This is a genomic window from Streptomyces sp. DvalAA-14 (genome assembly GCF_900091855.1).
Lineage (GTDB): Bacteria > Actinomycetota > Actinomycetes > Streptomycetales > Streptomycetaceae > Actinacidiphila.
The window spans coordinates 20890-35222 of the sequence record NZ_FMCH01000538.1 but is presented as its reverse complement, the minus strand read 5'-3'; the positions used below and the strand labels follow the sequence as shown (position 1 = coordinate 35222).

Here is a 14333-nt window from a genome sequence, read left to right as displayed (position 1 = left end):
GCGGGGGGCCCGTGGCGGGGCCGGGGTTGGGGAGGCGTGGGGGTGCCCCGTCAGGGGCGCGAGGAACTGCGCGGCCAGCCGGGCAGCGGCCGGTGGTCGGGGTCCGGGCGGGGGGCCCGCGGTGGGGCCGGGGGTGAGGCGCTGCCCGGAGTGGCTCCCCGCAGGGGGGCGGGCGCGGGCCTAGGCGGGGCACAGGGAGGGGTGCGATGATCATGTGCGGGGTCGCGGCGACCGCGCTGAAGGCCACCGCCGACGTGGCGGACACGCGGGCGGCATATGAACGGTGCAAGAACGGACCGGCGCGGCACTCTTCCCGACGGCCCTGACGTGCGGGACGCTCGCGTATAAGGAACGACCGGCAGGGGAGGCGCACAGTGGTGGACGCACACCAGACCTTCGTGATCGTCGGAGCGGGGCTAGCCGGGGCGAAAGCCGCGGAGACGCTCCGGTCCGAGGGATTCACCGGCCGGGTGATACTGATCGGCGACGAGCGCGACCACCCCTACGAACGCCCACCCCTGTCCAAGGGGTATCTGACCGGCAGCGCCGACCGCGACTCCGCCTTCGTGCAGCAGGCCCCCTGGTACGCCGAGCACGACATCGAGCTGCACCTCGGCCAGCCCGTGGTGGGCCTGGACCGTGCCGCCCACACCGTGACGCTCGGCGACGGCACCACCTTGCAGTACGACAAGCTGCTGCTCGCCACCGGCTCCGAGCCGCGCCGCCTCGACATCCCGGGCACCGAGCTGGCCGGGGTGCACCACCTGCGCCGCCTCGCGCACGCCGACCGCCTCAAGAACGTCCTGACCAGCCTGGGCCGGGAGAACGGCCACCTGGTGATCGCCGGGGCCGGCTGGATCGGCCTGGAGGTGGCCGCCGCGGCCCGCGGCTACGGCGCCGAGGTGACCGTCGTCGAACCCGCGCCGACCCCGCTGCACTCGGTGCTCGGCCCGGAGCTGGGCGCCGTCTTCACCGACCTGCACGCCGAGCACGGCGTCCGCTTCCAGTTCGGCCGCCGGCTGACCGAGATCACCGGCCAGGACGGCATGGTGCTGGCCGCGATCACCGACGACGGCGAGGAGCATCCGGCCCACGACGTGCTCGCCGCGATCGGCGCCGCCCCGCGGACCGCGCTCGCCGAGTCCTCCGGGCTGACCCTGGCCGACCCGGCGCTCGGCGGCATCGCGGTGGACGCCGAGCTGCGCACCTCGGACCCCGACATCTTCGCGGCGGGGGACGTGGCCGCCGCCCACCACCCGCTGCTCGGGCTGCGGCTGCGGGTCGAGCACTGGGCGAACGCCCTCAACGGGGGCCCGGCCGCCGCCCGCGCCATGCTCGGCCGGCAGTCCTCGTACGACAGGATTCCGTACTTCTTCTCCGACCAGTACGACCTGGGCCTGGAGTTCTCCGGGCATGCCGCCCCCGGTGGCTACGACCAGGTGGTGATCCGCGGCGATGTCGGCAAACGGCAGTTCATCGCGTTCTGGCTGCGCGAGGGCCGGGTGCTGGCCGGGATGAACGTCAATGTGTGGGACGTCACCGAGGCCGTCCAGCACCTGATCCGGTCCGGCCGGCCCGTCGACGCCGATGCGCTGTCCGACCCTTCGGTGCCCCTGGGGTCGCTCGGCCCGCTCGGGTAGCCTCTTTCCTGGACTGACCAGGAAGGACATCCGTCATGCGTACCGCTGTCGTGCCCGTCGAGGAGATCTTCGCCCTGCGGTGGGCGGTGCTGCGCACCGGAATGCCGCGCGAGACCGCCGTCTATCCGGAGGACTCGCGCGGCGACACCTTTCACATAGCGGTGTACGACGACCCGGGGGACTCCGGCGCCGAGCCGGTCGTCAAAGGCTGCGTGACCTTCTTCCCGGACCCGATGCCCGGCGAGACCGCCCCCGCCTTCCGTTTCCGCGGCATGGGTAGCTCGCCCGAGGTCCGCGGCCAGGGCTACGGCGCCGCCGCCCTGAAGGCCGGCCTGCGCGAGGCCGCCGCCCGGGGCGCGGAGCTGGGCTGGTGCAACGGCCGCACGTCCGCGACCGGCTTCTACGAGCACCTCGGCTTCACCGCGGTCGGTGCGGAGTTCACCATCGAACCGAGCGGGCCCCACTACGTCTTCGTCACCAAGGACCTCGACCGGTAGCGGCGCCCGCCCGGCGCCGGACCCGGGCCGCTCGGGGGCCCGGGTCCGGCGGCCGCCGGCCGGCTACTTCGACAGGTAGAACGCCAGCAGCCCCGACGCGTCCATGTCCAGCGCCGGCTCCGAACTCTGCCAGGACCGTACGTCGTCGGTGTAGGTGCTGCCGTGCCCGGTGAAGGCGGCGAACGCGTCGCCGCTCGCCGGGCACGGGCGCATACCGTCCAGGTAGTCGCCCAGTCCGCCGTCGAACTGCCCAGTGCCGTTGGGCCCGTTGACGATCGCGCCGACCTCCAGCGGCCGGGTGCCGTTCAAACTGCCTGCCAGGTTGCCCAGTTCGCCCGCGGTGCACTCGGGGAAGGTCGAGCCCTCGCCGACCATGAAGGACGAGCCCCAGGCGTTCGCACCCAGCAGCCAGTCGAGCTGCTCGGTCCCGAAGCGGTCGTAGGAGGTGTCACCGGTCACCGACCGGTAGAGCTGGACGGTCGCCGCCAGCCCCATGGTGTGCGAGTCCGCGTCGAAGTCGTCGTAGATCGCGCCCGCGTGGAAGGGATCGGCCTGGGCGCGCCGCTGCCCGGTGCCGAGCTGGCCCTTCACATAGCCGATCAGCTGGTCGTAGGACGCGGCCAGGCCCTTCGGCCGGCCGGCCGCCTGTTCCGCCCGGGCCAGGTCCAGGTCGGCGAGCGCGCTGGTGTCGTACATGTTCAGCGTGTCCGCGTCGGCCTCGCTCTGGTGGCCCTTCGCCCAGGTCGCGGCCTGCGCCAGCCACGCCGAGGCGCGGGGATCGCGCAGCTTCTGGGCGGCGAGGGCCAGTTCCGCGCCGCCGAAGGCGAGGTCGTCCTGCCAGCTGGTCTCCGGGTAGTAGCCGAACGGGACGGCCGTCACCAGCTGGCCCTTCGGGTGCGTGTCGGCCAGCGCGTAGATCTGCGCGGCGGTGGCCAGATAGCCGCGCGCCCTGGCGCGGTCGGCGGCACGGCCGGTGGCGGCGTAGCGCTGGGCGGCCAGGGCGAAGTCGGCGGCGAGGCGGCCGGCCTGGTTGGGGCTGATCCGCGAACCGGGGGCGCCGGCCCGGAAGACCGGGCGGTCGCGCAGGAACGGGTCGGCGCTGTCGGTGTCGTCCTGCTCCGGCAGCCGCCAGACGTCGTGGTCACCGACCACGCTGCCGCTGTCCGTCCCCGAGCCCAGGCCCACCTGGATGTAGAGCGTCTTCGTCTTCGGGTCCCACATCTTGTCCAGCCAGTCCAGGCCGTGCTGCGCCTCGGCGCCCAGTGCGGACTTCGGGCCCGCGCCGGTGTGCAGCGCGGCGATCTGGAGGGCGGCGACGGCGTAGGAGGTGGTCTCGGTGAACTTCAGCAAGTCGCCGGCGTCGAACCAGCCGCCGGAGACGTCCACCGGGCCGCCGATCTTCCGCGGCGCGGCCGTGATGGTGTCGCTGTCGGGGTCGGTGAAGGCCGGCCAGGCGTAGACGGACGCGTGGGCGTCGTTCAGGTGCGACGGGCCGCGCCCCAACTGGCCGGGAATGGTGTCGGCGCCGTCGCGCTGGGCCTGGAAGAAGGTGGTGGCGTCGGCGGCCGGCCCGGCCAGGACGGCCGAGGAGGAGCCGATGGTGAAGGCCGGGGAGGAGCCCTCGGCCGCGCCGTCGACCACCAGGTGGTAGGTGCCGCGGGCCGTCACCGAGCTGAAGTCGATCAGGTAGACCGCCGGGTAGGCCGCGTTCCAGGTGCCGAGGCTGGCCTTGGTGCGGCCGGCGGCGACCGCCTTGCCGCGGCTGTTCAGCAGCCGCCACTTCGCCCCCGACACGGCCGACTTCGCGAGCAGGAACGCCTCCTTGGCGCCGCCGCCCGCGTATCCGACCTGATTGACCCGGACCAGGCCGCCGGTCGCGGCCTGCGCGGGCTCGGCCCCACCGGTCAGAGACAGACCGGCCAGCAGGGCGGCGGCGGTGAGCCCGGTCACCGTGGCTCTGGTGCTGCGCCTACGACGGAACGGCATACGCTGCGTCTCCTCGCGCCGAAAATAGGAAAGGTTCCTAACGAATCGCGAAGCTAGCCCCCCGCGAGCCGCGTGGTCAATGCATCGGCCCGATCCTTGCCCGGCCCAAGCTTCCCACCGCGTCCGGCCCGCGTCCGGCCGGCGCCCGACCGGCGTCCGACCCGGGCTCCCACCGCGTCCGAACCGGCCGGTCCGACCTGGGCCGTAGACTTCGTCCGTGGCCGGCAGGATCAGAGACGACGACGTGAAGGCGGTACGCGACGCCGTCCCCATTGACGCCGTCGTCTCCGAATACCTCCAGCTCAAGCCGGCCGGCGGCGGCAATCTCAAGGGCCTGTGCCCCTTCCACGACGAGAAGTCCCCCTCCTTCCAGGTCAGTCCGTCCAAGGGCCTGTACCACTGCTTCGGCTGCGGCGAAGGCGGCGACACCCTCGCCTTCGTGATGAAGCTCGACCATCTGACCTTCGCCGAGGCCGTGGAGCGGCTGGCCGGGCAGGCCGGGATCACCCTGCGGTACGAGGAGGGCGGGCACGGCCCCGGGCGGCAGCAGCAGGGCGAGCGGATCCGGCTGGTCGAGGCGCACCGGGCGGCCGCCGCCTTCTACGTCGAGCAACTGGGCTCGGCCGAGGCGGAGATCGGCCGCAGATTCCTGGCCGAGCGCGGATTCGACCAGGCGGCGGCCGAGCACTTCGGAGTGGGGTACGCGCCGGCTGGCTGGGACCACCTGGTGCGGCTGCTGCGCGGCAAGGGCTTCACCGACAAGGAGTTGATCGTCTCCGGGCTGGCCTCGGAGAGCCGGCGCGGCGGGGCGATCGACCGGTTCCGGGGCCGGCTGATCTGGCCGATCCGGGACATCACCGGCGAGGTGATCGGCTTCGGCGCGCGCAAGCTGCGCGACGACGACCAGGGGCCGAAATACCTGAACACCCCCGACACGCCGCTGTACCGCAAGTCCCAGGTGCTCTACGGGATCGACCTGGCCAAGAAGGAGATCGCCAGGACCGGCCGGGCGGTCGTCGTCGAGGGCTACACCGATGTGATGGCCTGCCACCTGGCCGGCGTCACCACCGCGATCGCCACCTGCGGCACCGCCTTCGGCGGGGACCACATCAAGATCCTGCGGCGGCTGCTGATGGACAACGCGCTGGCCGAGGTGGTGTTCACCTTCGACGGCGACGAGGCGGGCCAGAAGGCGGCGCTGCGCGCCTTCGAGGACGACCAGAAGTTCGCCGCCGAGACGTCGATCGCGATCACCCCGGGCGGCATGGACCCCTGCGAACTGCGGCTCGCCGACGGCGACGCGGCGGTGCAGCGGCTGATCGACGGCCGCACACCGCTGTTCGCGTTCGCGCTGCGCTCCATCGTGGCCCGCTACAACCTGGACACCGACGAGGGCCGGGTGGCGGCGGTGGACGCGGCGGTCCCGGTGGTGGCCGCGATCAAGAACCAGTCGCTGCGGGACCGTTACGCGATCCGGCTGATCGGCATGGCGGGTATCGGCACCCAGGCCGAGGAGCAGTCGATCATCCGCCGGGTCCGGGCGATGTCCCGGGCCCGGGCGGCCGGAAACGCCCCGGACCAGGGCCGTCCGGCCCGCCCCGGCTACGGTCCGGGGCCCGGCGGCCGTGCTGCCGCCGCGCCGGATCGGACCGGCCCGCGCGGGCCCCGGCTGGATCTGCGCAGCCCGGCCCACCGGGTGGAGCGGGAACTGCTGAAGCTGGCCCTGCAGTACCCGCAGCTGGTCTCCCCGGCCTTCGACGCCTACGGCGAGGACGAGTTCACCGGTCCGCCCTATGTCGCGGTGCGCCGGGTGATCGCCGCGGCGGGCGGCGTGGAGGGGGCCGGCGACGACTACCTGGTGCGGGTCCGGGACGCGGCCCCGGACGACACCGTCCGGATGATGGTGACCGAGCTGGCGGTCGAGCCGGTCATGCACAAGGTGCCGGAGATCTACGCCGGCGAGGTGCTGGTCCGGGTCCGGATGAACGCCGTCGAGCGCCGCGCCGCCGAAGTCCAGGCCGCCCTGGGCCGGTTGGCCGCCCAGGACGTACGCCCCGACGCCCCCGAGGCGATCGCGGTGCGGGACGAGTTGTGGGCGCTCCAGCAGTACGGCCAGCGGCTGCGGTTGCAGGGCGCGGCCGGCCTGTGACCCGCGCCCGCCCGGCGGATCGTGCGCCGGGGGAGCGCGTCACGGCGCGGACGCGGATGGTGACGTGGCGTGAAAAAGGGTACGCACGACCCTCGTAGCGGAGGTGTGTCGTGGGCCACACTGGGTGACGGCGTCCGGGGGCCCGGCTGTGCCGGAACGACGTGAACCGCCCGGCCTCAGCCCGTCTCCGAGCCCAACGACGCGCTCACCGCGGAGGTCGCTTCCGTGCAGACCCGTAGCCCGATCCAGGTCCAGGCCGAATTACCCCCGTTGCCCGCCGTAGCCGAGGTGGTCGCCATGGAGTTCCTGCCTCAGCCGCCCGGGGACGCGGGCGCGCCCCGGGTGCCGGAACAGCGCCGGGAGGGCGAGACCCCCGACCCGGCGAACGGCTTCGGGAGCGCCGACGACCCCGACGACCCGGACCACGAGCCCTTCGCCCCGGACCCGGCGGACCCCGCGGACCCGGCAGACCACCCGGATCCCCGCGGACCCCCCGGATCCCGTGGCCGCCGCCCCCCGCGTCAAACCGCTGCGGCCCGACACGGCCGGCCCGTCCGCCGACCTCTTCCGCCAGTATCTGCGCGAGATCGGCCGTATCCCGCTGCTCAGCGCCGAGGAAGAGGTCCTGCTGGCCTGCCGGGTCGAGGCCGGCCTGTTCGCCGAGGAGAAACTCGCCGCCTTCCCCGACCCGGACTCCCAGCTCGCCGTCGACCTCGACCGGCTGGTGGTGCTCGGCCGGATGGCCAAGCGCCGGCTGATCGAGGCCAACCTGCGGCTGGTCGTCTCGGTGGCCAAGCGCTACATCGGCCGCGGCCTGACCATGCTGGACCTGGTGCAGGAGGGCAACCTCGGCCTGATCCGCGCGGTCGAGAAGTTCGACTACGCCCGCGGCTACAAGTTCTCCACCTACGCCACCTGGTGGATCCGCCAGGCCATGTCCCGCGCGCTGGCCGACCAGGCCCGGACCATCCGGGTGCCCGTGCACGTCGTCGAGCTGATCAACCGGGTGGTGCGGGTCCAGCGCCGCCTGCTCCAGGAACGCGGCTACGAGCCCAGCACCGAAGAGGTCGCCGCCCAGCTCGACCTGACCGAGGAGCGGGTCTGCGAGGTGCTGCGGCTCGCCCAGGAGCCGGTGTCGCTGCACGCCCCGGTCGGCGAGGAGGACGACGTCGCGCTCGGCGACCTCATCGAGGACGGCGACGCCGCCTCACCGGTCGAGTCGGCCGCCTTCCTGCTGCTGCGCGAGCACCTGGAGGCGGTGCTGTCCACCCTCGGCGAGCGCGAACGCAAGGTCGTCCAGCTGCGGTACGGCCTCGCCGACGGCCGCCCGCGCACCCTGGAGGAGATCGGCCGGATCTTCGGCGTCACCCGGGAACGCATCCGCCAGATCGAGTCCAAGACGCTGGGCAAACTGCGCGACCACACCTTCGCCGACCAGCTGCGCGGCTACCTCGACTGAAGCGGGGCGCCCGGGCGGCCCGGCGGGGCTCAGCGGGGCTCAGCGGGGCTCCAGAATGATCCAGGTCCGCCCGGGGCGCAGCGGCAGCGTCGCGCCGCCCAGCCGGAACGTCGTCCCGGACGTCTCAGCGGGGCGGCTCCACCGCACGCTGTACGAGCGGCCGTCGCGGAGCACCACGGCCGTACCGCTGCCGACGGTCTCCGAGAACGGTACGAATCCGGTGCGGCTGTGGAAGCGGGACTCCTTCACGATCACGTGCTGGACGATCACATTGTCGGCCGTCCAGGCCGTGCGCCTGCCGTCCATCGCGACCCGGTACTGCGAGCCGTTCCAGCTGAAGGTGAAGCGGGCCGACGGCATCGACGCCGAGGTGGTGGTGACCGGGGTGCCGCCCGCCGGGGTCTTCGCGGCGAAGCGCAGGCCGATGTCCTGGGCCGTCCCGCCGTCGCCGGCCACGCCCTTGGGGCGCAGGTACTCGTTGTGCGGGGCGGGCCGGCCGGGGTTGCGGAAGAAGTCGCGGGTGCCGGTCCTGGCCGCGAGCTGCGAGCTCTTCTTGAGCACCGGCAGCAGCTCGCTCTGCGCGCCGGAGAAGGCCAGCACCGGGTGGTTGTAGTCGGCCAGCAGCTGGAGATCGGTCTCGCGGGCGCTGCGCACCGGGCCGATCACCGGCGGCAGGTGGTTGCTGTCCAGGACGGCCATCAGCCGGGACAGCCCGCCCTCGACCTCGATGCCGTAGACGAGGTCAGCGCTGTTGAGACCGGTCTGGGGGCGGGCGGCCGCCACATTGTCGATCTTCACCGCCACCACCCGGCCGGCCGGGCCCGGTTCGCCGGTGAGCACCGAGCGGACCGGGCCGGTGCTGCCGGTCGCCCGCGGGGTCGCGCTGGGGGAGGCGCCACCGCCACCGCCCCCCGAGCCGGAGCAGCCCGCGACGAGTCCGACGGCCAGCGCCCCCGCGACGCCCGCCCCGATCGCCTGCCGTCTTCTCATCGCTGCTCCCCGGGTCCCTGGGCCGCGTCGGCGTGTTGTTCGCCCTCACTCCATGGTGAACCCGGGAGGCCGCGATGTCCTCCGCCGAGGACCGTGCGGGTCAGTCCACCTCGGCCACCGCTTGCGCGAACTGCGCCGCGTACAGCCGGGCGTACGCCCCCTGCGCCGCGAGCAGCTCGCTATGGGTGCCCTGCTCCACGATCGACCCGGACTCCATCACCAGGATGACGTCGGCGTCCCGGATGGTGGACAGCCGGTGCGCGATGACGAAGCTGGTCCGGCCGTGGCTCAGCTTGGCCATCGCCCGCTGGATCAGCACCTCGGTACGGGTGTCGACCGAACTGGTCGCCTCGTCCAGCACCAGGATCACCGGGTCGGACAGGAACGCCCGGGCGATGGTGATCAGCTGCTTCTCGCCCGCGCTGACGCCGCTGCCCTCGTCGTCGATCACCGTGTCGTACCCCTCGGGCAGGGTGCGGATGAAGCGGTCCGCGTGCGCCGCCCGGGCCGCCGCCTCGATGTCCTCCCGGGTGGCCCCCTCGCTGCCGTACCCGATGTTCTCGGCGATGGTGCCGCCGAACAGCCAGGTGTCCTGGAGCACCATCCCGATCGAGGAGCGCAACTCCTCCCGGGACATCGCCGACACATCGCTGCCGTCCAGGGTGATCCGCCCGCCGGACACCTCGTAGAACCGCATCAGCAGATTGACCAGCGTCGTCTTTCCGGCGCCGGTGGGGCCGACGATGGCCACCGTGTGGCCGGGCTCGACCGTCAGCGACAGGTTCTCGATGAGCGGCCGGTCCGGGACGTAGCGGAAGGCCACCTCCTCCAGCGCGACCCGGCCGCGCAGCTCGGCGGGCCGGGCCGGCGTCCGCGGTTCCTGGGACTGCTCGCCGGCGTCCAGGAGTTCGAAGACCCGCTCGGCCGAGGCGACCCCGGACTGGATCAGGTTCGCCATGCTCGCCACCTGGGTCAGCGGCTGGCTGAACTGCCGCGAGTACTGCACGAAGGCCTGCACGTCGCCGATGGACAGCGTGCCCGACGCCACCCGCAGGCCGCCGATCACCGCCACCAGCACGTAGTTGAGGTTGCCGATGAACATCATCATCGGCTGGATGGTGCCGGAGATGAACTGCGCCCGGAAGCCGGAGGCGAACAGTGCCTCGTTCTCCCGCTCGAAGATCTCCGCCGACTCCTTCGCCCGGCCGAAGACCTTCACCAGCGCGTGCCCGGTGTACATCTCCTCGATGTGCGCGTTGAGCGCCCCGGTGGTCTTCCACTGCCGCACGAACTGCGGCTGGGCGCGCTTGCCGACCCGCGTGGCCACCAGCATCGTCACCGGCACGGTCACCAGCGCGACCAGCGCCAGCAGCCAGGAGATCCAGAACATCATCGCCAGCACGCCGACGATGGTCAGCAGCGAGTTGATCAGCTGACCCATGGTCTGCTGCATCGTCTGGCCGATGTTGTCGATGTCGTTGGTGGCCCGGCTGAGGACCTCGCCGCGCGGCTGCTGGTCGAAGTACGACAGCGGCAGCCGGGACAGCTTCGTCTCCACGTCGCGCCGCAGCCGGTACACGGCCCGGTTGATGACCTTGGTGGCGGTGCGCATCTGGAACACGCTCAGCACCGCCGCCGCCAGGTAGACGCCCAGGGCCAGCAGCAGCACCGCGCCGATCGCGTGGAAGTCCATGCCCTTGCCGGGCGTGAAGTCGATGCCGGACAGCACGTCGGCGATCCGGTGCTGCCCGTGCGCCCGCAAGGCCGCCAGCGCCTGCGCCTTGGAGCCGCCCTTGGTCTGGGCGCCGATCACCCCGGCGAAGATCAGGTCGGTGGCATGGCCGAGGATCCGCGGGCCGGTCACCGCCAGCCCGACGCTCACCGTGCCGAAGGCCAGCATCACCCACAGCAGGAAGCGGTCCGGCCGCATCATCCGGATCAGCCGCTTCAACGAGCCCTGGAAGTCCATCGACCGCTCGACCGGCCCGCCGCTCATGAAGCGGGCCGGACCGCCCATCGGCCGCGGCGGCCGCTGGACGGCCGGCTTCTGTGCCCCGTCGTCGCTCACGCCGCGGCCTCCTGCTCCGTCAGCTGGGACAACACGATCTCCCGGTAGGTCTCGTTGCTCTCCATCAGTTCCCCGTGGGTGCCGGTGCCGACCACCTGGCCCTCGTCCAGCACGATGATCCGGTGCGCGTCGCGGATGGTGGACACCCGCTGGGCGACGATCACCACGGTCGCGTCCGAGGTCTCCGCGGCCAGCGCGCGGCGCAGCGCCGCGTCGGTGGCGTAGTCCAGTGCGGAGAAGGAGTCGTCGAACAGATAGATCTCCGGGCGCCGCACCAGCAGCCGGGCGATGGCCAGGCGCTGCCGCTGGCCGCCGGAGACATTGCTGCCGCCCTGCGCGATCGGCGCCTCCAGGCCGCCCTCCAGGTTCGCCACGAAGTCCTTGGCCTGGGCGACCTCCAGCGCGTGCCACAGTTCCTCGTCGGTCGCGTCCGGCTTGCCGTAGCGCAGGTTGGAGGCGACCGTGCCGGAGAACAGGTAGGGCTTCTGCGGCACCAGGCCGACCGTCTCGGACAGCAGCACCGGGTCCAGCTCGGCCACGTCCTCGCCGTCCACCAGCACCCGGCCGCCGGTGGCGTCGTACAGCCGCGGGATCAGGCCCAGCAGCGTGGACTTGCCGCTGCCGGTGGAGCCGATCACCGCGGTGGTCTGGCCGGGGTGCGCCACCATGTCCACACCGCGCAGCACCGCGACCTCGGCGCCCGGATACGCGAACTCGACGTCGAACAGCTCCAGCTCGCCGTGCTGCCGCAAGGTGGTGATCGGGTCGGGCGGCAGGACGACGCTGGACTCGGTGCCCAGCACCTCCTCTATGCGCTCGGCGCACACCTCGGCCCGCGGCACCATCATGAACATGAAGGTGGCCATCATCACCGACATCAGGATCTGCATCAGATAGCTGAGGAACGCGGTCAGCGCGCCGATCTGCATCCCGCCGCTGTCGATCCGGTGCGCGCCGAACCACAGCACGGCCACGCTGGAGATGTTCACGATCGCCATCACGGTCGGGAACATCAGCGCCATCAGGCGGCCGGTGGCCAGCGACACCGAGGTCAGCTGGTCGTTGGCCGCGCCGAAGCGCCGCTGCTCGTAGTCGTCCTTGACGAAGGCCCGGATCACCCGGATGCCGGTGATCTGCTCGCGCAGCACCCGGTTCACCGTGTCGACCCGGGTCTGCATGGTGCGGAACAGCGGCCGCATCTTGCGGATGATCAGGCTCACCGCGATGCCGAGCACCGGCACCACCACCAGCAGCAGCGAGGACAGCGGCACGTCCTGGCCGAGCGCCAGCACGATGCCGCCGACACACATGATCGGCGCCGAGACCATCAGGGTGAAGGTCATCAGCACCAGCATCTGAACCTGCTGGACATCGTTGGTGGTACGGGTGATCAGTGAGGGCGCCCCGAACTGGCCGACCTCTCGGGCGGAGAACGTCTGGACCTTGTTGAAGACCGACGCGCGGATGTCCCGGCCGACCGACATCGCGGTCCGGGCGCCGAAGAAGACCGCGCCGATCGCGCAGCAGACCTGCACCACGGTCACCCCGAGCATGACGCCGCCCACGGTCACGATGTAGCCGGTGTCGCCCTTGACCACGCCGTTGTCGATGATGTCGGCGTTGAGGGTCGGCAGATACAGGGTGGCGACGGTCTGCACGAGCTGGAGCAGTACCAGGAGGCCGATGGGGCGCTTGTACGGCCCCAGATGGGACCGCAGGAGTCGGATCAGCACAACTCAATACCTCGGGATACCTCGGATGGTGCGGGGCTTTTGGACGGAAGGACGCGTACGGACCGCCGACGGTTGACACGGCGCGTCGGCCCGACGCGACGGACCTGGGGGCGGGACCGGCGGCTGGGACCGGGCCGGCCCCAGCCGGTCCGTGCGGGACCGGCGAGCAAACCTATCTTCCCCCGCCTCCGGCACGCAGCAGGTTAAAACGAGCCGCGTCCGGGTGCGGCCGCACCCCGCCGGAGGGGGCGGTCGGCGGGCGCTGGGCGGGCGGGGGCCGGAGCGGGCCGCTCAGAGGCCGGCGAAGGCGCCGGGGTGGGTGTGCTCGCGCACGGCGGTGAACTGCTGGCGCACCGCGGAGCCGACCGCCGAGTCCTCTCCCGGGTCCAGCAGCAGGGCGCCGTCCCGCGCCCACTGCGGCGGCTCGCTCTGCGACTGCGAGCCCAGCACCGCGCCCAGCGACCAGGCCGCCTGCCGGGCCGCCCCGATCGCCGCGTACTCGGCGGCCGGCGGTACCACGACCAGCGCCCCCAGCAGCGCCGGCGCGATCGCCTGTACGGCCGGCAGATCGGCGGCGGCGCCCAGCAGGAACACCCGGTGCACCGAGACGCCCTTGTCCCGCAGGACGTCCACGGCGTCGGCCAGCCCGCACAGCATGCCCTCGAAGGCGGCCCGGGCCAGGTGCTCCGGCTTCATCGAGTCCCGCCGCAGCCCGGCCAGGGTGCCCGCGGTGTGCGGCAGGTCCGGGGTCCGCTCGCCCTCCAGATAGGGCAGCAGCACCAGCCCGTACGCGCCCGGGGTGGAGCGCAGGGCCAGCTCGGACAGCCCGGGCAGGTCGGTGCCGAGCAGTTCGGCGGTGGCGCGCAGGGTCCGTACCGCGTTGCGCAGGTGCAGCAGCGGCAGATGGCGGCCGGTGGCGTCGGCGAAGGCGGTGACCGTGCCGGTGGGGTCCTTCAGCGCCTCCTGGTGCACCGCGAACACGGTGCCGCCTGCGCCCAGCGAGACCACCGCGTCCCCCGGGCCGAGGCCCAGGCCCAGCGCGGCCGCCATGGTGTCACCGGTGCCGGCCGAGATCAGCAGGCCTTCGGGGGTCTGCCCGGCCGGCTCGGCGGGCGCCAGCACCTCGGGCAGGGCCACCTGATGGCCGAACGCCCGCTCCAGCAGGTCGGTGCGGTATTCGCCGGTGGCCGCCGACCAGTAGCCGGTGCCGGAGGCGTCGCCGCGGTCGGTGGTCCTGCGGGTGGGCCGGCCCAGCAGCTGCCACACCAGCCAGTCGTGCGGGAGCAGCACCTCGGCGGTCCGCTTGGCGGTGGCCGGTTCGTGCTGGGCCAGCCAGCGCAGCTTCGCCACCGGGTACGACGCCTGGGGCACGGCGCCGACCGCCTCCATCCAGCCGCCGGCCCCGCCCAGCTCCTCGGTCAGGTCCGCGGCCTGCACCTGCGCCCGTTTGTCACCGCGCAGCAGCGCCGCCCGTACCGTCACACCGCCGGCGTCCAGCGCCAGCAGGCCGTGCTGCTGCCCGGAGATGCCGATCGCCTGCACGCCTTCCAGCAGGCCGTCCTTGGCCGCCTCGCCCAGCGACAGCAGCCAGGCCTGCGGGTCGATCTCGGTCGGCTTCTCGCCCTCGCCGATCGGGTGCGGCGCGTGCCCCTGCCTGAGCACCTCCCCGGTGTCGCTGTCGCACACGACAACGGTGGTGCCCGCGGTGGAACTGTCTATCCCGGCGACTTTGCCCATGCCGCTGATGATGCCGCACCGGGGGCGCCTTGTGCCTCACAGATCGATCTCGGTGGACCCCGCGCGCCCCGCGG

The 14333-nt window shown here is 72.7% G+C and carries 8 protein-coding genes and 1 pseudogene; 4 read left to right on the top strand and 5 right to left on the bottom strand.

Annotated elements, in window-relative coordinates; all coding sequences use genetic code 11:
• Positions 1-374: 374 nt before the first annotated feature.
• Positions 375-1640 carry an NAD(P)/FAD-dependent oxidoreductase gene (locus GA0115240_RS29000; protein ID WP_093741205.1) on the top strand — a complete coding sequence of 422 codons (1266 nt, stop codon included), beginning with the start codon at positions 375-377 and terminating at the stop codon, positions 1638-1640.
• Positions 1641-1675: 35 nt separating this feature from the next.
• Positions 1676-2137: a GNAT family N-acetyltransferase gene (locus GA0115240_RS28995; protein ID WP_093741203.1), complete on the top strand. Its 462-nt coding sequence runs from the start codon at positions 1676-1678 to the stop codon at positions 2135-2137.
• 63 nt (positions 2138-2200) lie between these two features.
• Here the strand turns inward: GA0115240_RS28995 and GA0115240_RS28990 are convergent, their stop codons facing one another.
• A complete protein-coding gene (locus GA0115240_RS28990; RefSeq protein WP_093741201.1) occupies positions 2201-4123 on the bottom strand; it encodes a glycoside hydrolase family 9 protein in 1923 nt (640 codons plus the stop codon).
• A gap of 217 nt (positions 4124-4340) precedes the next feature.
• Here GA0115240_RS28990 and dnaG point away from each other — a divergent pair, with 217 nt between their 5' ends.
• Positions 4341-6272 carry a DNA primase gene (gene dnaG / locus GA0115240_RS28985; RefSeq protein WP_093741199.1) on the top strand — a complete coding sequence of 644 codons (1932 nt, stop codon included), beginning with the start codon at positions 4341-4343 and terminating at the stop codon, positions 6270-6272.
• Positions 6273-6569: 297 nt separating this feature from the next.
• Positions 6570-7731 (top strand): annotated as a pseudogene (locus GA0115240_RS28975) (RNA polymerase sigma factor).
• A 39-nt stretch (positions 7732-7770) separates the two neighbouring features.
• Here the strand turns inward: GA0115240_RS28975 and GA0115240_RS28970 are convergent.
• The 4 genes from GA0115240_RS28970 to GA0115240_RS28955 all read right to left on the bottom strand — a co-directional run bounded on the left by GA0115240_RS28970 (position 7771) and on the right by GA0115240_RS28955 (position 14259).
• Positions 7771-8721: a DUF3048 domain-containing protein gene (locus GA0115240_RS28970; RefSeq protein WP_093741195.1), complete on the bottom strand. Its 951-nt coding sequence runs from the start codon at positions 8719-8721 to the stop codon at positions 7771-7773.
• Positions 8722-8821: 100 nt separating this feature from the next.
• Positions 8822-10738 (bottom strand): ABC transporter ATP-binding protein, encoded by a 1917-nt coding sequence (locus GA0115240_RS28965; protein WP_093741213.1) that lies wholly within the window; start codon positions 10736-10738, stop codon positions 8822-8824.
• A 47-nt stretch (positions 10739-10785) separates the two neighbouring features.
• Complete coding sequence (locus GA0115240_RS28960; RefSeq protein WP_093741194.1) at positions 10786-12522, bottom strand: ABC transporter ATP-binding protein; 1737 nt, start codon at positions 12520-12522, stop codon at positions 10786-10788.
• Between the two features lie 291 nt (positions 12523-12813).
• On the bottom strand, positions 12814-14259 hold the full coding sequence (locus GA0115240_RS28955; protein WP_093741192.1) for an FGGY family carbohydrate kinase: 1446 nt from the start codon (positions 14257-14259) through the stop codon (positions 12814-12816).
• Between the last annotated feature and the right edge of the window lie 74 nt (positions 14260-14333).

Bases quoted from the DNA above. Each gene is read 5' to 3' on its own strand.
- GA0115240_RS28995 (WP_093741203.1), top strand. From the start codon at position 1,676: ATGCGTACCGCTGTCGTGCCCGTCGAGGAGATCTTCGCCCTGCGGTGG.
- GA0115240_RS28990 (WP_093741201.1), bottom strand. From the start codon at position 4,123: ATGCCGTTCCGTCGTAGGCGCAGCACCAGAGCCACGGTGACCGGGCTC.
- GA0115240_RS28970 (WP_093741195.1), bottom strand. From the start codon at position 8,721: ATGAGAAGACGGCAGGCGATCGGGGCGGGCGTCGCGGGGGCGCTGGCC.
- GA0115240_RS28965 (WP_093741213.1), bottom strand. From the start codon at position 10,738: ATGGGCGGTCCGGCCCGCTTCATGAGCGGCGGGCCGGTCGAGCGGTCG.
- GA0115240_RS28955 (WP_093741192.1), bottom strand. From the start codon at position 14,259: ATGGGCAAAGTCGCCGGGATAGACAGTTCCACCGCGGGCACCACCGTT.